The sequence below is a fragment of the Bradyrhizobium viridifuturi genome (assembly GCF_001238275.1).
In the GTDB taxonomy this organism is placed as follows: domain Bacteria; phylum Pseudomonadota; class Alphaproteobacteria; order Rhizobiales; family Xanthobacteraceae; genus Bradyrhizobium; species Bradyrhizobium viridifuturi.
Genome location: NZ_LGTB01000033.1, coordinates 76320 through 98440, shown reverse-complemented (window position 1 = coordinate 98440; position 22121 = coordinate 76320). Strand labels below are relative to the sequence as shown.

20 protein-coding genes and 1 pseudogene are annotated in these 22121 nt (G+C 64.4%); 15 read left to right on the top strand and 6 right to left on the bottom strand.

Annotation, left to right across the window (positions count from 1 at the left end; translation table 11 throughout):
• The 5 genes and pseudogenes from ALC15_RS27570 (at position 1) to ALC15_RS27550 (ending at position 5906) form a co-directional block, all read left to right on the top strand.
• Positions 1 to 477, top strand: coding sequence for a glutathione peroxidase (locus tag ALC15_RS27570; protein ID WP_050629998.1), 477 nt, complete (start codon positions 1 to 3; stop codon positions 475 to 477).
• On the top strand, positions 474 to 731 hold the full coding sequence (locus tag ALC15_RS27565; RefSeq protein WP_050629997.1) for a DUF3297 family protein: 258 nt from the start codon (positions 474 to 476) through the stop codon (positions 729 to 731). Before ALC15_RS27570 ends, ALC15_RS27565 begins: the two co-directional genes overlap by 4 nt.
• A gap of 111 nt (positions 732 to 842) precedes the next feature.
• A pseudogene (locus tag ALC15_RS27560) lies at positions 843 to 2011 on the top strand (mandelate racemase/muconate lactonizing enzyme family protein).
• A 154-nt stretch (positions 2012 to 2165) separates the two neighbouring features.
• The gene (locus ALC15_RS27555; RefSeq protein WP_050630020.1) at positions 2166 to 3227 is read left to right on the top strand and encodes a hypothetical protein; all 1062 of its coding nucleotides are present in this window, start codon (positions 2166 to 2168) and stop codon (positions 3225 to 3227) included.
• A 306-nt stretch (positions 3228 to 3533) separates the two neighbouring features.
• Positions 3534 to 5906, top strand: a complete 2373-nt coding sequence (locus tag ALC15_RS27550) for a TonB-dependent receptor (RefSeq protein WP_050629996.1) — start codon at positions 3534 to 3536, stop codon at positions 5904 to 5906.
• A 140-nt stretch (positions 5907 to 6046) separates the two neighbouring features.
• Here ALC15_RS27550 and ALC15_RS27545 read toward each other — a convergent pair whose 3' ends face one another.
• Together ALC15_RS27545 and ALC15_RS27540 are read right to left on the bottom strand one after the other, a co-directional pair.
• Positions 6047 to 7399, bottom strand: a complete 1353-nt coding sequence (locus ALC15_RS27545; RefSeq protein ID WP_050629995.1) for a malonyl-CoA decarboxylase — start codon at positions 7397 to 7399, stop codon at positions 6047 to 6049.
• A gap of 170 nt (positions 7400 to 7569) precedes the next feature.
• A complete protein-coding gene (locus ALC15_RS27540) occupies positions 7570 to 8370 on the bottom strand; it encodes an AraC family transcriptional regulator (protein WP_050630019.1) in 801 nt (266 codons plus the stop codon).
• A gap of 74 nt (positions 8371 to 8444) precedes the next feature.
• Between ALC15_RS27540 and ALC15_RS27535 the strand changes: the two genes are divergently transcribed.
• The 6 genes from ALC15_RS27535 to ALC15_RS27510 all read left to right on the top strand — a co-directional run bounded on the left by ALC15_RS27535 (position 8445) and on the right by ALC15_RS27510 (position 15781).
• Positions 8445 to 9647, top strand: coding sequence for an MFS transporter (locus ALC15_RS27535; RefSeq protein ID WP_050629994.1), 1203 nt, complete (start codon positions 8445 to 8447; stop codon positions 9645 to 9647).
• Positions 9648 to 9854: 207 nt separating this feature from the next.
• Positions 9855 to 11393 (top strand): SUMF1/EgtB/PvdO family nonheme iron enzyme, encoded by a 1539-nt coding sequence (locus ALC15_RS27530; RefSeq protein ID WP_050629993.1) that lies wholly within the window; start codon positions 9855 to 9857, stop codon positions 11391 to 11393.
• Positions 11394 to 11430: 37 nt separating this feature from the next.
• The gene (locus ALC15_RS27525; protein ID WP_050629992.1) at positions 11431 to 11856 is read left to right on the top strand and encodes a DUF4399 domain-containing protein; all 426 of its coding nucleotides are present in this window, start codon (positions 11431 to 11433) and stop codon (positions 11854 to 11856) included.
• A 155-nt stretch (positions 11857 to 12011) separates the two neighbouring features.
• On the top strand, positions 12012 to 12758 hold the full coding sequence (locus tag ALC15_RS27520) for a transporter substrate-binding domain-containing protein (RefSeq protein WP_050629991.1): 747 nt from the start codon (positions 12012 to 12014) through the stop codon (positions 12756 to 12758).
• Between the two features lie 407 nt (positions 12759 to 13165).
• Entirely contained in the window at positions 13166 to 13984 is an 819-nt protein-coding gene (locus ALC15_RS27515) for a formate/nitrite transporter family protein (RefSeq protein WP_050629990.1), read from the top strand.
• 60 nt (positions 13985 to 14044) lie between these two features.
• Entirely contained in the window at positions 14045 to 15781 is a 1737-nt protein-coding gene (locus ALC15_RS27510; protein WP_050629989.1) for a bifunctional protein-serine/threonine kinase/phosphatase, read from the top strand.
• Positions 15782 to 15944: 163 nt separating this feature from the next.
• Here ALC15_RS27510 and ALC15_RS27505 read toward each other — a convergent pair whose 3' ends face one another.
• Entirely contained in the window at positions 15945 to 16739 is a 795-nt protein-coding gene (locus tag ALC15_RS27505; protein WP_050629988.1) for a substrate-binding domain-containing protein, read from the bottom strand.
• Positions 16740 to 16930: 191 nt separating this feature from the next.
• Complete coding sequence (locus ALC15_RS27500) at positions 16931 to 18154, bottom strand: polyhydroxyalkanoate depolymerase (protein WP_094194138.1); 1224 nt, start codon at positions 18152 to 18154, stop codon at positions 16931 to 16933.
• A gap of 174 nt (positions 18155 to 18328) precedes the next feature.
• On the opposite strand from ALC15_RS27500, the gene ALC15_RS27495 reads away from it, so the two are divergent.
• The 3 genes from ALC15_RS27495 to ALC15_RS44905 all read left to right on the top strand — a co-directional run bounded on the left by ALC15_RS27495 (position 18329) and on the right by ALC15_RS44905 (position 19913).
• Complete coding sequence (locus tag ALC15_RS27495) at positions 18329 to 18985, top strand: glutathione S-transferase (RefSeq protein WP_050629987.1); 657 nt, start codon at positions 18329 to 18331, stop codon at positions 18983 to 18985.
• 322 nt (positions 18986 to 19307) lie between these two features.
• Entirely contained in the window at positions 19308 to 19742 is a 435-nt protein-coding gene (locus ALC15_RS27490) for a cupin domain-containing protein (protein ID WP_050629986.1), read from the top strand.
• 33 nt (positions 19743 to 19775) lie between these two features.
• Positions 19776 to 19913, top strand: coding sequence for a hypothetical protein (locus ALC15_RS44905; RefSeq protein ID WP_167350170.1), 138 nt, complete (start codon positions 19776 to 19778; stop codon positions 19911 to 19913).
• Positions 19914 to 20035: 122 nt separating this feature from the next.
• Here the strand turns inward: ALC15_RS44905 and ALC15_RS27485 are convergent, their stop codons facing one another.
• On the bottom strand, positions 20036 to 20260 hold the full coding sequence (locus tag ALC15_RS27485) for a hypothetical protein (RefSeq protein ID WP_050629985.1): 225 nt from the start codon (positions 20258 to 20260) through the stop codon (positions 20036 to 20038).
• Between the two features lie 195 nt (positions 20261 to 20455).
• On the opposite strand from ALC15_RS27485, the gene ALC15_RS27480 reads away from it, so the two are divergent.
• Positions 20456 to 20827: a hypothetical protein gene (locus ALC15_RS27480; protein ID WP_050630017.1), complete on the top strand. Its 372-nt coding sequence runs from the start codon at positions 20456 to 20458 to the stop codon at positions 20825 to 20827.
• A 143-nt stretch (positions 20828 to 20970) separates the two neighbouring features.
• Here the strand turns inward: ALC15_RS27480 and ALC15_RS27475 are convergent, their stop codons facing one another.
• Complete coding sequence (locus tag ALC15_RS27475) at positions 20971 to 22074, bottom strand: mandelate racemase/muconate lactonizing enzyme family protein (RefSeq protein WP_050629984.1); 1104 nt, start codon at positions 22072 to 22074, stop codon at positions 20971 to 20973.
• Between the last annotated feature and the right edge of the window lie 47 nt (positions 22075 to 22121).

Sequence of the window (22121 nt, the reverse complement as noted above, 5' to 3'; positions counted from 1 at the left end):
ATGCCGACGGTCTACGATTTCACCGCCAAATCGCTCGCCGGCGAGGACATGCCGCTGCGGGATTTCGAGGGGCAGGTGCTGCTGATCGTGAACACCGCGAGCGCCTGCGGGTTCACGCCGCAATACAAGGGCCTGCAGGAGCTGCACGCCGGATTGTCGCCGCGCGGCTTTGCCGTGCTCGGCTTTCCCTGCAACCAGTTCGGTGCGCAGGAGCCGGGCGATGCCAAACAGATCGCGGCGTTCTGCGAGACTAACTATGCCGTGACGTTTCCGATGTTCGCCAAGATCGACGTCAATGGCTCAGGTGCGCATCCATTGTACGAACACCTGAAACGTGAGAAGTCGGGCCTGCTCGGACCGGCGATTAAATGGAACTTCACCAAGTTTCTGGTCGATCGCGCCGGCAAGGTCGTGGCGCGGCATGCGCCGACCGCCCGGCCCGAAGGATTGAAGAAGGAAATCGAGGCGCTGCTATGAGCGACGACACCACCAACGACCAATTCCCCGACCGCCTCTCGGTCGATCCGAACAGCCCGTACTACAATGCGGAGATTCTGGCGCGCGACGTCGGCATCCGCTTCAAGGGCGCCGAGAAGACCAATGTCGAGGAGTACTGCATCAGCGAGGGCTGGGTGCGCGTCACCGCCGGCAATGCCAAGGACCGTTACGGCAATCCGCTGACCATCAAGGTGCACGGGCCGGTCGAGCCGTATTTCCGGGATAAGAAGTAACCACCGTCATTCCGGGGCACGCGAGACGTGAACCCGGAATCTCGAGATTCCGGGTTCGATGCTTCGTATCGCTCCGGAATGACGTGCCCCGACAACTCCGAAAGCTCAACCATGTCCGTCCGCATCGTCGACGTCCGCGAGGTGACGAAACCGATCTCCTCGCCGATCCGCAACGCCTATATCGACTTCACCAAGATGACCTCGAGCCTGGTTGCCGTGGTCACCGATGTGGTGCGCGACGGCCGGCGGGTGGTCGGCTACGGCTTCAATTCCAACGGCCGTTACGGGCAGGGCGGTCTGATCCGCGAGCGCTTTGCGCCGCGCCTCCTGGAAGCCGACCCGAAATCGCTGCTCGATGCCACCGGCGACAATCTCGATCCGGACAAGGTCTGGTCGACGCTGATGTCGAACGAGAAGCCGGGCGGCCATGGCGAGCGCTCAGTCGCGGTCGGCACCATCGACATGGCGGTGTGGGACGCGGTGGCGAAGATCGCGGGCAAGCCGCTGTTCCGGCTGCTTGCCGAGCGCCACGGTGTGAGCGCCAATCCGCGCGTCTTCGTCTACGCCGCAGGTGGCTATTATTATCCGGGCAAGGACCTCGGCGCGCTGCGGAAGGAGATGCGCGGCTATCTCGACCGCGGCTACAACGTCGTGAAGATGAAGATCGGCGGCGCGCCGCTCACTGAGGACCGCGAGCGCATCGAGGCGGTGCTGAAGGAAATCGGCAGCAGCGCGCAGCTTGCGGTCGACGCCAACGGCCGCTTCGACCTGGAAACCGCGATCGCCTACGCAAGATGCTGCGGGAGTATCCACTGTTCTGGTACGAGGAGGCCGGCGACCCGCTCGACTATGCGCTGCAGGCCGCCTTGGCTGAATTCTATCCCGGGGCGATGGCGACCGGCGAGAACCTGTTCAGCCACCAGGATGCGCGCAACCTGATCCGCTACGGCGGCATGCGGCCGGACCGCGACTGGCTGCAATTCGACTGCGCGCTGTCCTATGGGCTGTGCGAGTATCAGCGCACGCTCGAGGTGCTGAAGACCCACGGCTGGTCGCCGAGCCGCTGCATCCCGCATGGCGGCCACCAGATGTCGCTCAACATCGCGGCCGGCCTCGGGCTCGGCGGCAATGAAAGCTATCCCGACCTGTTCCAGCCCTATGGCGGTTTCCCCGACGGCGTCCGCGTCGAGAACGGCCACATCGTGATGCCGGACCTCCCCGGCATCGGGTTCGAGGGCAAGTCGGATCTCTCCAAGGAAATGAAGGCGCTGGCCGATTAGCTGGTGCCCATCCGCCCGGTGGGCCGGCTGCTAAATAATTTGAGCATTGCTCAATATAAGATTGAACGTTGCTCACGTTCCGATATACTTATGGGGGAGAGGCGCCTCGTCCGGAACCGGGAAGGCGTCGGAACCGGCCATGAGGAACAACCGCATGCCATATTCAGCGAAGAGTCTTCGGGAAGCTGCCGATGCCGGGGTGATCAGCGCGGCTGATCTGGACCGGCTGCTCGCCTTCCTGTCCAGCCATGAGGGGCAGGGCGCCACTGGCGATGCCAGCCCGGCCGCCAGGTTCGATGCCGCCCACGTGCTCTGGTATGCCGGCGCCCTGATCGTGATCGGCGCCATGGGCCTGTTCTCGACCCTGGCGTTCACCCAGATGGGGGGACGAGCGCTCACGGCCTGCGCAATCGCCTATGCCGCCGCTTTCGCCGTGGCCGGTCACCACCTCTGGGTCGGCAAGAATCTGCGGGTTCCCGGCGGCCTGCTGATCGCGATCGCCGTCTCGATGGCGCCGCTTGCGGTCTATGGCATCCAGGATGAACTCGGCTGGTGGGGCAAGTTCGGCAAGCCCGGAACCGTGCAGGACTTCTACGTCTGGGTGAAGGGCAGCTGGATCTTCATGGAACTCGCGACCGTCGCCGCCGGCATCGTCGCGCTGCGCTATTTCCGCTTCGCCTTCATCGTCGCGATCATCGCGTTTGCGCTGTGGTTCATGTCGATGGACTTGGCGCCATGGTTCAGCGGCACGGCCCATGCCGACTTCGAGACGCAGCGCCGCGTGTCGGTCTGGTTCGGTCTTGCCGTCCTCGCGGTGGCCTGGATCGTGGACTATCGCAGCCGCAACGGTGACTTCGCGTTCTGGCTGCATCTGTTCGGCCTGATGGCGTTCTGGGGCGGCATCTCTGCGTCCTCGAGCTCGACCGAACTGGGCAAGGCGATCTACTGCCTGCTCAATGTCGGCCTCGTCGTGATCGCCGTGATCCTGATGCGGCGCGCCTATGCGGTGTTCGGCGCGTTCGGCATCTGCCTCTATCTCGGACATCTTGCCGACGTCGTGTTCAAGGACTCGCTGTGGTTTCCCTTCTCGCTGTCGCTGATCGGCATTGCCGTGATCGCCGCGGGCCTGCTCTACCATCGCAACGAGCGCGCGATCACAGCCTGGATCGACACGCATCTGCCGGCGGGACTGCGGCCGCGCTCGGCAATCGCGTGACGACGACGGCCCATCAAGAAGCCGCTTAGAACCGATACAATCTGGAATTACTACAAGAAGGGCGGCGCGCAAGCGCCGCTCTTCGTTTCCCGGCGCAAATCCGGAAGCCGACGGAAACCATTTGCATCCTTGACTTTTCCAGCCCTGCGCTCGCCGTGCGCGGCACCTGCGCGCTTTCGTCACGACTTTATTCCGACATCACGCAAAAATTTTCCCGGGCTCATCGTCTGGACGCACAACGCCTCACGTCTCTAGAGGACGGCGCATCGCCTTCCCGCAAGGCGCGAGTTGCTTGGGGACGACGTCATGACATCAAGACTACAAGAAAATCGTCGCGTCGCTTTGCTTGCGAAGCTGGCGCTGCTCACGGCAAGCTATCTCGCGCTGAGCTTTCCGCTCGCAACGTCACCTGCGCGGGCGCAGTCGACCCCCTCGCAAGGCGGCGCCTCGTCGTTGCCGCCGGTGACCGTCACCGCGCCTGCCGCGCAACGTCGCCGCACTTTGCCGTCTACGTCACGCAACACCGCCGCTGCCCGCGGCCGCCGCACCCGGACGGCACGGCGGATCGAGCCTGCGGCCGCGCCGAAGCCTTTCACGGAGTCGCAGGATGCCCGCACCGGCACGTCGGGCTATTTCGCCAACAGCACACAGGTTGCGACCCGAACCAACACCGCGATCGTCAACATTCCGCAGTCGCTGAGCGTCGTGACGCGGGAGCAGATCCGCGACCAGAACTACCAGGGCGTCACCGACGTCACCCGCTACGTTCCCGGCGTCGCGGTGCATCAGGGCGAAGGCAATCGCGATGAGCTCGTGATCCGCGGCGTCGATTCCAGCGCCAACTTCTTCGTCAACGGCTTCCGCGACGACGTGCAGTACTTCCGCGACATGTACAACGCCCAAAGCATCGAGGTGCTGAAGGGGCCGAGCGCGCTGACCTTCGGCCGCGGCGCCGGCGGCGGCCTGCTCAACCGCACGCTCAAGGAGGCCGACGGCAACCGCGTCTACGAGGCGACGGCGCAGACCGGCTCGTGGGGCGATCGCCGTGTCACCCTCGATGCCGGACAGGCGATCAACGAGAACGTCGCGGCGAGGCTCAACGTGTTCTACGAGGGCGCCGACGCGTTCCGCGACTTCAACCATCTCGAGCGCTACGGCATCAACCCGACGGTGACGCTGAAGCCGGACGATAATACCAAGATCAAGCTGAGCTACGAGTATTTCCACGACGCGCGCACGGCCGACCGCGGCAATCCCTCGCAAGGTGTGCCCGGCGGCGCGACCCGCTTCAACCCGACGGCGCCGTTTGCGCCGAACGGCGACTTCTCGACATTCTTCGGCAGCCCGAGCCTGAACACCGCGCAGGCGACGGTGCAGACCGGCATGGCTATCATCGAGCACGATTTCGAGAACGGGCTGACGGTGCGCAACGGCACCATCGCGGCCGACTACCAGAAATTCTACCAGAACGTCTATCCGACCGGCGGCGCGCTCGCCGGCGCGGTCAACCCGGCGGACACCGCGGTCAATCTCGGCGCCTATCAGCACACGACCAACCGCGACAACGTCTTCAACCAGACCGATTTCGCCTACAAGACCTGGACCGGCCCGCTGTTCCACACCGTCGGTTTCGGCACCGAGTTCGGCCGCCAGAGCGGCGTCGACATCCGCAACACCGGCGTATTCCCTGATGGCACCAACACCATCGTGCAGAATCCGTTCGCCCCGACCTATTTCGGCGCGGTGACGTTCATCCACCACTTCACCGGCACCAATACCGACGGCGTCACCACGCCCGACTCGAACAGCCGTTATGCGCTGAACATCCAGTCCGGCTATGTCAGGGACACCATCGAGATCTCCCGCGCCGTGCAGATCATCGCCGGCGCGCGTTTCGATCGCTTCGACATGTCGGCGACCGACATGAACACCAACACCAATCGCGGCCGCGTCGACAATCTGGTGTCGCCGCAGGGCGCCCTGATCATCAAGCCGATCGAGCAGATGTCGGTCTATACCGCCTACAGCATCTCCTATCTGCCGGCGTCCGGCGACCAGTTCAGCTCGCTGACCGACGGCACGCTGATCCTGCAGCCGCAGCGCTTCGAGAATGTCGAGCTCGGCATGAAGTGGAACATCAATCCGAAGCTGCTGTTCTCGACCGCGGTCTACAATCTGAACCGTACCAACCAGCCGATCCCCGACGGCAACAATCCCGGCTTCTTCTTTCCCTCCGGCAGCACGCTCACGCGCGGCGTCGAGGCGAGCCTGACCGGCCATTTCACCGAGCAGTGGCAGTCGTCGCTGGCCTATGCCTATACCGACGCGAAGATCACCGGCGCGACCTCGGCAACCGTCGTGCCCGGCAACCGCGTCCAGCTCGTGCCGTACAACCAGTTTTCCTGGTGGAGCAAGTATCAGTTCACGCCGATGTGGTCGGCTGCGCTCGGCGTGATCTATTTCGGCGATTCCTTCGCCTCGTCCGACGACACCGTGCGGCTGCCAAGCTTCGTCCGCTTCGATGCGGCGGTCTATGCCAGGATCGATGAGACCTGGAGCGCCCAGCTCAACGTCGAGAACATCTTCGACAAGGGCTATTGGGCCTCCGCCGACGGCAACAACAACATCTCGCCGGGACAGGGCCGCACGGTGCGGTTGACGGTGCGGGCGAGGTTTTAGGCGTCGAGCGTGTCGAGGCCGGAGCGATGATTAGCCGTCATTGCGAGCGAAGCGAAGCAATCCATTGTCCCGCAGTGGCGCGATGAATTGCTTCGTCGCTTGCGCTCCTCGCAATGACGGGGAGGGAGCTGAGCGGCGGTCTACCCTAGCCGCATATCCAGCAGCCGGCGGCCTTCGCCCTTCAGCAGCTTCTTCACCGCGCTCGAGGCAATCACCTCGCCATTGTTGGCGTAGGCCTCGTGGTTCTTCTCGATGTCGTCGAGCCGGTAGAGGTAGTTGACCATGACACCGGCGGATTCGCGCAGGCCCTTGGGCGAGAGGTCGCCGAGCCAGTTGATCCGCTCCAGCCGCGCGCCGTTGCCGAGATGGAAGCGCGCGACCGAATCGATCAGCCGTCCCTTCGGCGTGCGCGCCTTCAGGAAGTAGTAGGCGGCGAGCGGCTCGAGCACGGCGCGCAATTGCGTGGCGAGCTCGGCGTTCTCGGGCCAGTCGGGCTTGCCGAGATTTTCCAGCAGCTGGCGGTCCTCATCTGACAGCGGCACGTCGTCGGCCTGCTTGACCCACTGCATGAAGCCCGGCACCGGCGACAGCGTCACGAAGGTGTCGAGCTTGGGCAGTTCGCGGCGCAGCTCCTCGACCACCTGCTTGATCAGGAAGCTGCCGAACGAGATGCCGCCGAGGCCGCGCTGGGTGTTGGAGATCGAATAGAACACCGCGGTGCGGGCCTTCTCGACCGGCACCGGCTCGCGCTCTTCCGCCAGCAGCGGCGCGATCGCGCCCGGGATGGCTTCGGTGAGTGCGACCTCGACGAAGATCAGCGGCTCGTCGGCAAGTGCCGGGTGGAAGAATGCGTAGCAGCGGCGGTCGACCGGATCGATGCGGCGGCGCAAATCGTCCCAATCGCGGATCTCATGCACCGCCTCATAGCGGATGATCTTCTCCAGAATATTGGCCGGCGACGACCAGTCTATCCTGCGCAGCACGAGGAATCCCCTGTTGAACCAGGACGAGAGCAGATGCACCACGTCGCGATCGAGCGCGGCAAGGTCCTTGTTGCCCTTCATCAATGAAAGCAGATCGGAGCGGATCGACACCAGCTCGCCGGTGCCGCCGGGCGCGCGATTGAGCCGGCGGATCAATTCCTGGCGGCGCGGCTCGGAGGCGAAATGCAGGTCGCTGGCGTCCTCGCCATTGGCTTTGGTGCGCCAGCTCTCGATCGCCTGCGCCAGCCTGGCGTGGTCGGGGCCGAAATCGCGGGCCAGCGTCTGGAAGAACGACAAGCGGCCGGCGGCGTCGAGGTGGTGGTAGCGGTCGAGCACTTCGCGCGCCATCGCGGTGCCGGAGGCTTCGCCGCGGCCGGACAGCAGCGCCTCGCACAATTCCAGAAGCTCGGAGGCATCCTGCCTGTCGTTGGCCGGGCTGGCGCGGCCGAGCAGGACGCGGCCGCGTTCGGAAATCGTCGAGAGCAAGTCGGAGAAAAAGGCGTTGGCCATGGGCAGGTCGTATCCAGCGGGTCGCATCCAGTGAAGCCGGACCTTACACGGGATTTAAGGTCGGCAGGAATGCAATCAAGCGCATGGATCGTACGGAAATATGTCGCAACGCGACAGCGGTATAATTCGCCTTATCATTCGTCTTGGCTGCGCCCGGTGACAACTCCCGTTCACGTTTTCTCCGCGAACGCGGTCGGTGTCTTGCCGGTAACCTGGCGGAACGCGTGGGAAAACGCGGGGACGCTGGCATAGCCGAGGTCGGAGGCGACCTGCTTGACCGAGACGTTGGCGCTGGTCGACAGCCGCTCGATTGCCGCCGCGATGCGGGCGCGCTGGCACCAACTCTTGAAGGAGAGCTGCGTCTCCGCCGCGAACAGCCGTGACAGTGTGCGCGCCGAGGTGCCGACCGTGCGCGCCAGCGCATCGATCTCATGGTCCCTGGTCGGATCGGCCAGCACGATGTCGGCGGCGCGGCGGCAGCGCGGCTCCTGCGGCAGCGGGATGAAGGTCGCGGAATCCTCGGCCTGGTGCAGTTCCAGCATCACCAGCCTGATCAGCAGGTCGGTGCGCTCGCGTCCGCAGGATACGTCGAACAGCGCAAGGATCGCCTGGTGCACCAGCGGCGAGACCCGCACCACGAATTCATGGCCGAGGCTGTCGCTGCGCTTTTCGCGCGCGAGCCAGGCCTGGTCGAAATACAGCGTGCGCATCTCGATGTCGGCGAGCACGTCGATCGCATGCGCGAGCAGGGCAGGGACCCACACCGCGCGGTCCGGCGGCACCAGCCAGCGGCCCTTCGGCGTGGTCACCTGCATGGTGCCGCTGGCGGCATAGACCAGCTGCGCCTCGCGGTGCATGTGGGGATCGAGCCGGATGCCCTTCTGGTAGCTGCGCGCGACCATGTGCACGCCGTCGCCGGTGACGCGCCGGTCGTTGTGGAGGGCTCTGATTGGCGGCTCAGCGATAGTCATTGGCGACATCCCGTCAGGACAAGCACCTATAACCTATTTCCGAGCAATTGAAGAATCGCCTGAAAGACGTGCCCATGAATGGTCCAAAGAACAGTCCGAGCAACAGTCCGAGCCGGGTGATCAGCTTCGTCAACGCCGGCCATTTCATCGACCATTACGCGATGCTGATCTTCGCCGCCGCGGTCATCATCATGGGCCCGGCGCTCGGCATGGCCTATTCGGAGCTGCTGCCCTATGCGACGCCGGGCTTCATCGCCTTCGGCGCCGGCTCGCTGATCACCGGCTGGCTCGGCGACCGCTGGAGCCGCCGCCACATGATGGTGATCTTCTTCGTCGGCATCGGCCTCTCGATGATCTCGGTCGGCTTCGTGCAGACGCCGCTGCAACTCGGCGCCGCGTTGCTTGCGATCGGCATCTTCGCCTCGATCTATCATCCCGTCGGCACCGCGATGATCGTGTCCTATGCCGAGAAGCTCGGCGCCCAGATGGGGATCAACGGCGTCTGGGGCAATCTCGGCGTCGCCTCGTCGGCGCTGGTCACCGGCGTGATCGGCCAGTATCTCGGCTGGCGCTGGGCCTTCATCGTGCCCGGCACGGTCACCGTGCTGATCGGCATCGCCTTTGCGATGACGGTGGTGCATGAGGATCGCAAGGGCTCCAAGCAGGCGGCGGCACAGGTGCGCGTCGCCAAGGAGGACATGTGGCGGGTGGTGCTGTCGCTGCTGATCGTGGTGATCGCGATCTCGACCACGTTCAACGCGGTGACGGTGGCGCTGCCGAAACTGTTCGCCGAACGGCTCGCCGATCTGACCAAGAGCCCGGCGCTGCTCGGCGTGATCGCCGCCGGAGTTTATGTGTTCGGCGCGATGACGCAGTACACGATCGGCAAGCTGCTCGACAAACATTCACTGAAGACGGTGGCGCTGCCGCTGTCGTTCATGCTGGCGCCGTTCCTCTATCTCGCAGCGAGCCTGTCCAACTTGCCGCTGATCGTGGTCTCGATCGGCATCGTGATGGGCGCGTTCGGCCAGGTGACGGTGAACGATGCGATGGTCGGCAAATACACCACCGAGGAATGGCGCTCGCGCGCCTATGCGGTGCGCTATTTCGTCGGCTTCACCGCGGCGGGCGCCTCCGTCGGCCTGGTGGCCTGGCTGCATGACCAGGGCGGCTTCTCGATGATGCTGCGCGCGTTCGCGGCGCTGTGCCTGCTGGCAATCGCAGCCGCGATCATCCTGCCGCGCGAGATTCGCAGCCCTGTCACGCAGACGGGCTGACCTGCTGACGGTTTGCCGCAGCAACGCGAGCTGAAATAGGCCAAAGTGCCATCCGCCACGAGCGGATGGCGCTTTTTCGCGCATTGCACAATGGCGTCACAAACTTTGTTCGGACCGGGTGGTGTGATACGCTCCACATGGGTCGCAGGGCCCGGGCGCCGGTTGCGCCGATCACTGCCATTTGTGGTTTGTGGAGCAGCCGACGCCATGGGCGAAATTCGCGACTTCAGATCCGGCAAGCCGGGCAGGCCACCGCCCGGCGAAGCGATGCCGCGGCGGCTCGCGGCGATCGTGGTCGGCGATATTGCCGGCTACAGCCGGCTGATGCAGCTCGATGAAGAGGGCACGCATACGCGCGTCAAGCGGATCGAGCGTGATCTCGTCGAGCCCACCATCACAGAGCACCACGGCAAGCTGGTCAAGACCACCGGCGACGGCTTCATCGCGATCTTCGACAGTCCGGTCGAAGCGGTCCGCTGCAGCATCGTGATCCAGCAAAACATGGTCGGCCGCAACGCGGCGATCGCCAGGGATCACTGGATCGAATACCGGATCGGCGTCAATCTCGGCGACGTCATCATCGAAGCCGACGATATCTACGGCGACGGCGTCAATGTCGCCTCGCGCCTGGAAGGGATTGCCGCGCCGGGGGAGGTATTCATTTCGGGCGGCATCTACGAGCAGATCAAGCACAAGATGGTCTGCGGCTACGAATCGCTCGGCGACAAGAAAGTGAAGAACATCACCGATCCGATCCGGGTCTACCGCGTGCTGCCGGACGCCGCCGCCTACCAGAGGACGCGCCGGCGCCGCGAGTCCATCCTGCTCACGCTGCTCGGACTGGCGGTCGCGACCATCGCGGGCGGCGTGTTGTGGTACCTGCTTGCGCAACCGCGGAGCAAGCTGGCCGAATTGGCGCAGGCGCCGCAGGCGCCGCCGGCACCGGCGGCGTCGCCTGCCGTGCAGCAGCCGGCGCCGGCGCCGAGCCAGAGTTCAAGTCCGGTCCCGGCGGCACCGGCGCAGCAAGCATTGCCGCAACCTGCGCCTGCCGCGAGCCCGGCACCGGACGTGCCGGAGCCCGAGATGGTGTCGCTCAAGGGCGGCAGCTTCTCGATGGGCAGCAATGACGACCCGTCCGAGCGGCCGATCCGCAAGGTGACGGTCAAGCCGTTCGCGATGGGCAAATTCCCGGTCACCGTCCGGGAGTGGAATGCTTGCGCCGCGGCCAAGGCCTGCGGCTTCACGGCCAGCGGCAAGGATGACGTTCCGGTCACCAATGTGAGCTGGAGCGATGCGAAGCAATATGTCGCCTGGCTCGCCGAGCTGATGAAGAAGCCCTATCGGCTTCCGAGCGAAGCCGAATGGGAATACGCGGCGCGCGGCGGAACCCAATCGAAATACTGGTGGGGCGATCAGGTGCAGCCGGGCCACGTCGGCTGCAAGGATTGCGGCGGCGACGCTTCGGCAGAACAACCGGTGAAGGTCGGCAGCTTTAAGCCGAATCCGTTCGGGCTCTACGACATGGGCGGCGGGGTCGATCAATGGGTCGAGGATTGCTGGCACAGGAATTACCAGGGTGCACCGGACGACGGTGCGGTCTGGACCGGAGGCGACTGCGGTTCCCATGTCATTCGCTCCGGCTCCTGGAAGAACGACGCACGCTATGTGCGCCCGGCCAATCGCGACAATTACGACACCAATGTTCGTTATCCGACCCACGGTTTCCGGATCGCGCTGTCTCCCTGAGCGATCATCCGCAATCGCCGGGTTTCATGGAGGGGCTATGAGACGTGCACGCCTGATCATGCTCGCCGCGGCACTGACATTGCTCGCTGCTCCTGCCGTCGCGCAAAACAAGCCGGCGGGCAAGGACACCAAGCTGTACTTTATCTGGCCGCACAACGGCGCGACGCTCAGGGGATCGTTCGTGTGCCGCTTCGGGCTGCGCAACATGGGCGTCACCCATGCCGGCGACGAGTTTCCAAACAGCGGCCACCACCATCTTCTGGTCGACGTCGACGAGCCGCTCAATCCGAATGAGCCGATCCCGTCGGACAAGTCCCATCTGCATTTCGGTGCCGGCCAGACCGAGACGCAGCTCGATCTGGCGCCCGGCAAGCATACCTTGCAGCTCGTGCTGGGCGACGCCAAGCATTATCCATTCAACCCGCCCGTCGTCTCCGAAAAGATCACCATCCGGGTCAAATAGGCCGATACGGATAGCTCCCTTGCGCGAAGCGCAGCTTGCGCAAGGCGGCCTCGTGCGGTTTGTTGCGCGCCGCCGGGCGCAAGAGCCGGCGTGGAGGGCATCCGATGTTGTCTCGATTGCTGCGTCTGGCTGGCCTTGTTCTGGGAGTGATAGTGATGGCCACATCAGCCAATGCCGACGCCTTGACGGATCAGATCGCGCCGACCGGAAAGCTCCGGGTCGCGATCGCAATCAGCCCGGCAGGCGGCGCATTCTGGTCGACCAAGAGCGAGAAGGGCTATGCCGGCGTTCCCGTCGATCTCGGCAAGGCGATGGCCGCGCAGCTCGGCGTCCCCGTCGAATACGTCGTGCACCAGAATTCCGGGCAGATCACCGACGCTGCGGCGAAGAACACCTGGGATGTCACCTTCCTGCCGAAGGATCCCGAGCGCGAAACGAAGATGACGTTCGGGCCGATCTACGAGGTCGCCGACGCCACCTATATCGTGAGACCAGGCTCGAAGATCACGAATTTCGCCAGCCTCGACCAGGATGGCGTCAAGGTCGCCGCCGTCAACAACACCACGACCATGCGTGGCGCGATCGCGCATCTCAAGCACGCCAAGGTCACCGGCTATCAGACCTATGACGAGATTTTCCATCTCCTGGAGAACGGCGAGGTGGACGCCTTCGCGCTGTCGCGCGACCAGCTCATGGCGATGGCGAAGAAGATTCCGGGCACGTGCGTGCTGGACGAGACCTTCAAGCAGACCGTGACTGCGGTCGCGGTGCCGCTCGACCATCCGCTCGCGGCTGCCTTCGTCACCAAATTCATGACGGACGCGATCGCCAACGGCACGCTGCGCAAGGCTTACGACAATAACGGCCTGAAGGACGCGCCGGTTCGTACCGAGGTGAAGTAGACCGCATCGGCCGCGCCGTGCGCGCGGCGACGTTCGCGCCGCGGCCCCTGCCGGGCCACGCGGCGGCCTGGGCGACATCTGTGCAAGCTGCATAAATCGGCGCCACCATCCCGGCCGGTTCCGGCGCCGGTCATCTAAGTAATTGTATTGAAATGATTTTCTTCCCCGACGCCAGCGCCTCCAGTTGGCATATCCATTGCTTTTGATTGCATCAGTCAATGACGACTGCCGTCCTCCGGATTGCCGAAGCCAGTGCTGGCCGAGGCGAGGGGATCAAGGCGCCCGGCCCGGGTGCCTCGAGCAATCGTTGCATCCCCATCTCCCCCGGACGGACGAGCATTTCCACCAACCCGCGTCGCTTCCGGCAGGCAACCGGCGCGGCCGAATTGCGCAAGGGGAATTTACGAATGGCCTATCTCGCACCGTCCGAATTCGTCACCAAGATGGTGGATGCCGGTGAATCCAAGATCTTCATGTCGACGCGCGACACCGTGATCCGCGCCTACATGGCCGGCGCGATCCTCGCGCTGGCAGCCTGGTTCGCGGTCACGATCAACGTCAACACGGGGCAGCCGATCGTCGGCGCGCTGCTGTTTCCGGTCGGCTTCGTGATGCTCTATCTGCTGGGCTTCGACCTCTTGACCGGCGTGTTCGTGCTGTCGCCGCTCGCGCTGCTCGACAAGCGGCCCGGCGTCACGCTCGGCGGCGTGCTGCGCAACTGGGGCCTCGTCTTCATCGGCAATTTCGCCGGCGCGCTGACGGTTGCCTTCATGATGGCGTTCGTCACGACCTTCGGCTTCACGCAGGAGCCTGACAAGGTCGGCATGACCATCGGAAACGTCGGCGAGGCGCGAACGCTGGGCTATGCGGCGCATGGCGCGGCCGGCATGGCCACGCTGTTCATTCGCGGCATGCTCTGCAACTGGATGGTCTCGACCGGCGTCGTTGGCGCCATGATCTCCACGACGGTGCCCGGCAAGGTCATCGCGATGTGGATGCCGATCCTGGTGTTCTTCTACATGGTGTTCGAGCATTCGGTGGTGAACATGTTCCTGTTTCCGTCGGGACTGATGCTCCATGCCAAGTTCTCGATCATGGACTATCTGATCTGGAACGAGATCCCGACCGTGCTCGGAAACCTCGCCGGCGGCCTCGCCTTCACCGGGCTGACGCTCTACACCACGCATGTGAAGACGGCGCCGAAGCGCCAGCGCCTGGCGGCTTGATCCTGGCCGGCTTGTGGGGCTCTCCTGTCACGGAGGGCCCCATTCGCTTTGGGACGGTCGATGCCGCGCACGCTGAAAATATCGGTCGGGCAATTCTCTGATCAGGGCCGCAAGGACACCAATCAGGATTTCCACGGCGCGCTGATCCCCGACGAGCCGCTGCTCGGCCTGAAGGGGATCGCTGTGGTGCTCGCCGACGGCATCTCCTCGAGCAGCGTCAGCCGCATTGCCGCGGAGTCCGCGGTCAAGAGCTTCCTCACCGACTACTACTGCACCTCGGAATCCTGGTCGGTGAAGAGCTCGGCGCAGCGGGTGCTGGAGGCGACCAATTCCTGGCTGCATGCGCAGACCCGGCGCAGCCAGAACCCCTACGACAAGGACAAGGGTTATGTCTGCACGCTGAGCGCGCTGGTGATCCGGTCGACCACGGCGCACCTGTTCCATGTCGGGGACAGCAGGATCTACCGCGTCGCCGGCAACAGTCTCGAGCAGCTGACCAACGACCACCGCGTCGTGATCTCGTCACAGCAGAGCTATCTCGGCCGCGCGCTCGGCGTGAACCCGCAGCTCGAGATCGACTACCAGAATCTCCCGCTCGAGCGCGGCGATGCCTTCCTGCTGGTGACCGACGGCGTCTACGAACACGTCCCGGCGCGGCAACTGGCGAAGACGATCAGGGACGGCGCCGCCGACCTCGATGCGGCCGCGAAGTCGCTCGTCGAACAGGCCTATGAGAACGGCAGCCCGGACAATCTCACCGCGCAGATCATCCGGATCGACGAACTGCCTGACGGCGATGCCAGCGAGGTGTTCGGCCAGCCGACCGAGCTGCCGCTGCCGCCGCTGCTCGATGCACGGATGCTGTTCGACGGTTATCGCGTCGTGCGCGAGCTGCATGCCTCGCACCGCAGCCACATCTATCTCGCTGTTGACGAGGAGAGCGGCACCACGGTCACGATCAAGATCCCCTCAATCGACCTGCGCGACGACGGCGCCTATCTGAAGCGCTTTGTGATGGAGGAGTGGGTCGCCAAGCGGATCGACAGTCCGCATGTGCTGAAGCCATATCTGCCGCAGCGCAAGCGCAACTTCCTCTATGTCGCGATGGAGTATATCGACGGCCAGACGCTGACACAGTGGATAACAGACAATCCTGCGCCCTCGCTCGAGACGGTGCGCGACGTCACCGAGCAGATCGCCAAGGGCCTGCGCGCGTTCCACCGCAAGGAGATGCTGCACCAGGACGTCAGGCCCGACAACATCATGATCGACAGCACCGGAACGGTGAAGATCATCGATTTCGGCTCGACCCGGATCGCGGGCGTCGCCGAGGCGGTGCCGGCGGGCGTCGAGGACATCCTGGGCACCCAGCAATATACCGCACCGGAGTATTTCCTCGGCGAGGGGGGCTCGGCGCGCTCCGACCTGTTCTCGCTCGGGGTCGTCACCTATCAGATGCTGACGGGGCGCTTGCCCTACGGCGCGCAGATCGCGCGCGCCCGCACCCGATCCGATTTCAACCGGCTGGTCTATCGTCCGGCCGCGCATGGCGGCCGCGACATCCCGAGCTGGGTCGACGGTACGCTGGAGCGCGCCGTGCAGATCAATCCGCTCAAGCGCTATGACAGCTTTTCCGAGTTCCTGTTCGACCTGCGCAATCCCAACGCAAGGTACCTGACGACGTCATCGACACCGCTGATCGAACGCAACCCGGTGCTGTTCTGGAAGTCGACCACGCTGCTGCTGGCGCTCGTCGTGGTGCTGTTGCTGGCCTATGGCGCGCATCATTTGCGGTAGGGAGTGCGACGACCCACCCCGTCATCCTGAGGAGCGCGTAGCGCGTCTCGAAGGATGCACGGCCCGGCTGGTGGCCGATTCATCCTTCGAGGCTCGCCCAGCGGCGCAATAGCGCCGCAAGGCTCGCACCTCAGGATGACGGGGAACGAGTTCGAGTAGGTGCCTAATGCGTGGCGCCCGCCGCAATCGGATCCAGCCCGCTCTTGACCAGCGCGTCGCGCGCATCTGATGAGGCGAGGAAGCTGATCAGCGCCTTGCCGGCGTCGGGCTCCTTCGAGACGGTCGCGATCCCGGCTGAAAACACCGTGATCTTCTGCAGCGGCTCCGGCAGCGGGCCGACGATGTCGATGCCGCTAACGGGCTTCAGCTCGGAGATCTGCTGCAGGCCGATCTCGGCCCCACCCTTGGCCACGATCTCGCCGACCGGAGTTGCCGGGATCATCCGCGCCTTGTCCTTCATCTGGTCGGCAATGCCGAGCTTGCCGAACATCTCGGTCGAGACATAGACCCCGCTGGCGCTGTCGGAATAGGCGACCGATTTCGCCGCCAGCAGCGCCTGCTTGACGCTGTCGGCCGAGCTGATGTCCGGCTTCGGCGCACCGGCCTTGACCGCAATGCCGATCGGCGACTTCACGAGGTCGACGCGGCTGTCGGCCACCACCTTGCCCTGCTTGATCAGGTCGCCCAGCGCGTAGCCGACCATGATCAGCACGTCGGCGGGCTCGCCGCGCGCGAGCCGCACCGGAATGGCGTTCGTGGTCGTCCCCATCGACGGCCCGAAGGCGGTCACCACCTTGTTGCCGGTCTTGCGCTCGAACTCCGGCACCAGCGCCTTGTAGGCCGCCGTCAGCCCGCCCGAGATCATGACATGGACTTCCGCGGCCGACGCGGCTGACGTGAAGGCGAGAGCGCCGATGACGGCGAACGTGAGGGCACGAAAGGCGGTGGCTGATCGCATGAAGTTTCTCCCTGGACGATTCTTGGGAACGGGGTCGTCGTGGCCTGGGAGACTATAGCTCGGGAAGAGGCGTGACTAGGGACGTGCCGCCGTCATTGCGCGGAGCGAAGCGACGAAGCAATCCATCTAACCCCGGGTAGGGACATGGATTGCTTCGCTTCGCTCGCAATGACGGCAGAGGATGCGCGCCCTCACGAATTCACATGCACGAAATCACGCAGCAGCGGATAGATCTCATTGTTCCAGCGCTTGCCGGAGAACACGCCGTAATGGCCGACGCCGGCCTGCATGTGGTGCACCTTGCGATAGGTGCGCACGCCGGTGCAGAGGTCCTGGGCGGCGAGCGTCTGGCCGATCGAGCAGATGTCGTCCTTCTCGCCTTCCACCGTCATCAGGCCCATGCGCCGGATCGCCGCCGGGTTCACCGGGCGGCCGCGATGCATCAGCATGCCCTGCGGCAACAGATGCTCCTGGAAAACGTCGCGCACGGTCTCGATGTAGAACTCCGCCGGCAGATCCATCACGGCGAAATACTCGTCGTAGAAAGTCTTGATCACCTCGGCCTTGTCGGTCTCGCCCTTGGCGAGATGGTCGGCGAGATCGATGTGCTGCTTGATGTGGCGCTCCAGATTCATCGAGACGAACGCCGTGAGCTGCACGAAGCCGGGATAGACCTGACGCAACGCGCCCTTGCACTGCACCGGCACGTAGTTGATCAGATTGTCCTCGAACCATTTGATCGGCTTGCTCTTGGCGAACTGGTTCACTTTGGTCGGCTGAATCCGCGTGTCGATCGGCCCGGCCATCAAGGTCAGCGACGCCGGCCGCGCCGGATGATTGTCCTCCGACATGATCGCGGCGGCGGCCAGCGCCGACACCGAGGGCTGGCAGATCGCCACCATATGCGCGCGCGGCCCGAGCTGGCCGAGGAAGTCGATCAGATGATCGGTGTAGTCCTCGAGCCCGAAGCGGCCTTCCTTGCGCGGGATGTCACGCGGATTGTGCCAGTCGGTGATGTAGACGTCGTGGTCCTGCAGCAGCGTCTTCACGGTGCCGCGCAGCAGCGTCGCGAAATGGCCGGACATCGGGGCCACCAGCAGCAGCCGCGGCTGCTCCGGGCCGTCCACCTTCCTGAAATGCAGCAGCGAGCCGAACGGCGTCGCATAGGCGACCTCCTCGGTCACCTCCACTTCCCTGTTGCCGACGGTGACGCTGCCGATGCCGTAGTCCGGCCGGGCGTAGGTCAGGGTGGAGCGCGAGATCAGCTCGAGCGCGGCGGCGAGCCGGCCGAACGTCCGGTCGGAGGCCCCCCGGGGCGCAAGATTGAGATAGCGCAAAGCCGCTGCGGCGCCGGTCCGCCACGGCGCCGTGAGGTCCATATGGTTCTGATAGGCTTGGTACATCATCGACATCATACGCATCCACCCGGTGGCCCGGTCTGCCAAGCAATATCGAGGCCAGAGGCTGGCCCGCTGCCCGGCAAATTGGCACGTGGCTTGCTGCGAAAATGACCGGCTCCGGGGGCGCGGCGGTTGGACCGGCGCGCGGCGTCCGGCAGCGAGACCGGTTTTCGGGCGTGAGGGACTGATATGGCGAAGGCGACACTCACCATCAGCAGCAAGAACTATTCGTCCTGGTCGCTGCGTGGCTGGCTGCTGGCGAAATTCGCCGGGCTGGAGTTCGAGGAGGTGGTCACTGCGCCCGATGACCCCTCGGCACGGGCCGAGCTGCTGCTGCTGTCGTCGTCGATCCTGGTGCCGTGCCTGCGCCACGAGGGCGCGACCGTCTGGGATACGCTGGCGATCGGCGAGTATCTCAACGAGATCATGCCGCAGGCCGGGCTGCTGCCGGACGACCGGGTCCAGCGCGCGCATTGCCGCTCGATCTCGGGCGAAATCCATTCCGGCTTCACCACGCTGCGGTCGTCGCTGCCGGTCAATCTCAAGGGCCACTTCCCCGGCTTCAAGATCTGGTCGCGGGCGCAGGCCGACATCGACCGTGTCTGCACCATCTGGCGCGATTGCCTCGGCAAGTCCGGCGGCCCATTCCTGTTCGGCGAGCGCCGCACCATGGCGGATGCGATGTATGCGCCCGTCGTGACCCGCTTCATGACCTATGACGTGAAGCTCGACCCGCTTCTCGTGACCTATGCCTGCACCATCATGGCGATGCCCGAGATGCAGGAATGGACCGAGGCCGCAAAGGCTGAGCCTGCCGATGTCGAGGAGCTCGAGGTCGAATATTAGGCAAGCCGCCCACCCGGCCTGACTGCGCCGGCGGCTCAAGCTCCAGGCAAGACTTGCTCAATCGACGTGCCGTCCGCGTCTGCCATCGGGCGCTGCGACTGATCGAGCGCGGCGCGCGCCGAAGGCAAATATGCGCCTCGCGCCAAATGCTTCCGCCGCGATATCGGCGCGTGGCGGGACCGATCGCCGCAGCGTGGCCGGGCTGGCAAGGATTTCGCATAGCAATATTCGAGCTGTGACCGCGACGATGCGACGCTGCCGAAAATTTGGACGCTGAGCCCCCGCCGCGATCTCGCGAACACGAGAACCGTGGAGGCTTGAAATGAACCAGCACGCCGTCGTCAGCAAATTCTCCCACGTCAAACCCGGTGACACCGAGTTCAAGGGTGGAGGTCTGCGCGACTTCTTCCTGTATCGCGATCTTGGCATTGCCGATGCCACCGGCGGGCAGGTGATCTGCCACCTCGTCAAGGCCAATCCCGACCTGCCGCCAGAACACGGCACCGGCTGGCACAAGCATTTGTGCGATTTTCAAATCGTCATCATGACCAAGGGCTGGGCGCGCTTCATGTACGAGGACAAGGAGACGCTGGTCGAAGCCGGCGACGTCATCCACCAGCGGCCCGGCATCACGCACTACCTGTTCGATTACTCGAAGGACATGGAATACCTCGAGATCGTCAGCCCCGCCGATTTCAAGACGGTGGACGTGCCGCCGGCGACCGAGACGGTGCCGCCGATCACCCCGTGGAAATGATCGCCAAGGCGGATTGGAGAGGAGGTATCGCAAATGTCGTCTGCGGAGGAATTAACCTTTGTCGTCGGCCGCTGGCTGCGGCCGATCATCATGCTTCTGTATGTGGTGCGCCGTATCGGGCAGATCGCCACATCTAGCCGTGAACAACGGAGTACGTCACTCAATCAGTGATTCGGACGCGGTTCGTTCCATCCGCGTTCCAAATCTTAAAGCAGGTCGCATGCGCGTCGCGTTTTGAGACAGCGCATGCACATGACCGGAAGGATCATGTGCAGGAGCTGCGGCTTGCGGCCTCAGGCCATGCCCGGTTGCTTTTCGCGCGGCTTGCGCCAGGCGATGACGTTGGCTTCCAGCGCGCCACCTGTCGTGTCATTGCGCCACTGACCGTCGACGAAGCGGCAGGCGAACGGCAGCTGATACGTTCCGCTGTGATCCTCACAAAGCACTTCCACGCGCTGTTCCGGCGAAGGTTCGCCATTGCCATCGAATTGCGCCAGCCGTTTTTCGCGCGTTGCCATGCGATCTGTCTCCACTGCCCAAGGTCGAGCCAAAAGGGGTCGAACCAAACAAGTTCCGAAGGCCCCCGTCCCCACGAGTAGTCCCCGTAATGGGTGAAGCACACCGCTCGAATGCGGTTTCAGTGTGGTATGTCTGCCCAGCTTTCAGCGTCGCGAGCACAAAACTGTGAATGACGCATGTGATTGGGGATGCCGATGATCGCTCGTTTCGCTCTTGTCCTGCTCATGCCGCTTGCGCTCGGCGTCGCCGGAACCGCGCATGCGCAGGACGTTCCCGGCATCGAGATCTGCACCGTCGAGAAGACGATGGAGCGGCGCACCAGCTGCCTGCAGAGCAACGTCGATTTCCTGCACAAGACGATCACCAAGCTGACAACGGATCATCAGCAGAAGCTCGACGCCGCCAACCGGCAGATCGCGAGCTTGCAGAATGCGGTGGCAAGCTTGCAGAAGCTCGTCACCGACTTGCAGGCGGCGCAGCTCAAGCTGACCGAGGATCTGAAGAAGAAAGCCGACGCGCCGGCGGCGAAGGATGCCGCGCCTGCGGCAAAGGACGCGACGAAGTAGCACACCGTCATTGCGAGGAGCGAAGCGACGAAGCAATCCACCTCACAACGAGCGGAGGGATGGATTGCTTTGCGGAGCCTGTCATCGGGCGCGCGTTCGCGCGACCCGTTGGCTCGCAATGACGCGGAAAGAGCCGGGGCTCTTCACGCCACCCGATATTTCTCCATCACGTCGCGATCCGGCTCGTAGCCGAGCCCGGAGCCCTGCGGCACGGCGACATGGCCATGGGCGTCGACAGCGATCCGGTCGCCCCACAGACAGGCAGGTCGCTTCATGAAGAACACCTCGATCAGCCCGGCGTCACGGATCGCCATCAGATGCAGCGTGGCGAGAAAGCCCGGGCCGAAATAGGGCGAGTGCGGAATGACCTGAACGCCGAACTCGTCAGCGAGCACCGCGACCCTCAGGAATTCGGTGACGCCGCCGACCTTGATCACCGACGGCTGCGCGTGGCTGACTGCGCCCGCGGTCATCATCTGGCGGAATTGATGTACGGTGCAGGCGTTCTCGCCGGCCGCGATATCGAGCCGGCCTTCTCGCCGCACTTCCGCGAGCGTCGCAAAATCCTCCGGCGGCCAGACCGGCTCCTCCAGGAACATCGGCGCGGCCTGCTTGCAGTCGCGGGCGAACTGGATCGCCGCCGGCCCGTCCAGCGGGCAGTTCATGTCCACCATCAGCGGCACGGTGGGACCGATCGCCTCACGCGCGGCAGCGACTGCGGGCACGGTCGTCTCGTGCAGCTTGATCGCGGCATAGCCAAGCTTGATCGCCTTCTTGCATTCGGCGGCGATGTGCGCCGGATTGCCGATCCGCATCAGGCTCGCATAGGCCGGAATCGTGCTGCGCTTGGCACCCCCGATCAATTGATGCAGCGGCACGCTCTGCACCTTGCCGGCGAGATCCCATAGCGCGATGTCGAGCGCCGAGATCGCAAACATCGTGATGCCGTAGCGGCCGAACAGATGCAGATTGCGCTGGATCTGCTCCATCGCGGCGGGAATGCGGGCGGCGTCCGGCACCTCGAGGCCGCGTGCCTGCGGGGCGATCATCTCGGCCACGGCAGCGCAGCTGGTCTTCGGGCAGACATAGGCGAAGGCATCGCCCCAGCCGGTCAGGCCGGCATCGGTCGACACCTCGACCAGCACCATGTCGAGCGCGGAGATTGCGGACGCGCCCTGGCGGAAGCTCGCGGGCCCGGCATCATAGGGAATGCGGATATGGTGAGCGCGGACGTCGGTGATTTTCATTGTTGTTGTCCTTCCGATCGCAGGATGCAGCTTGAGCCGGTGAGGCC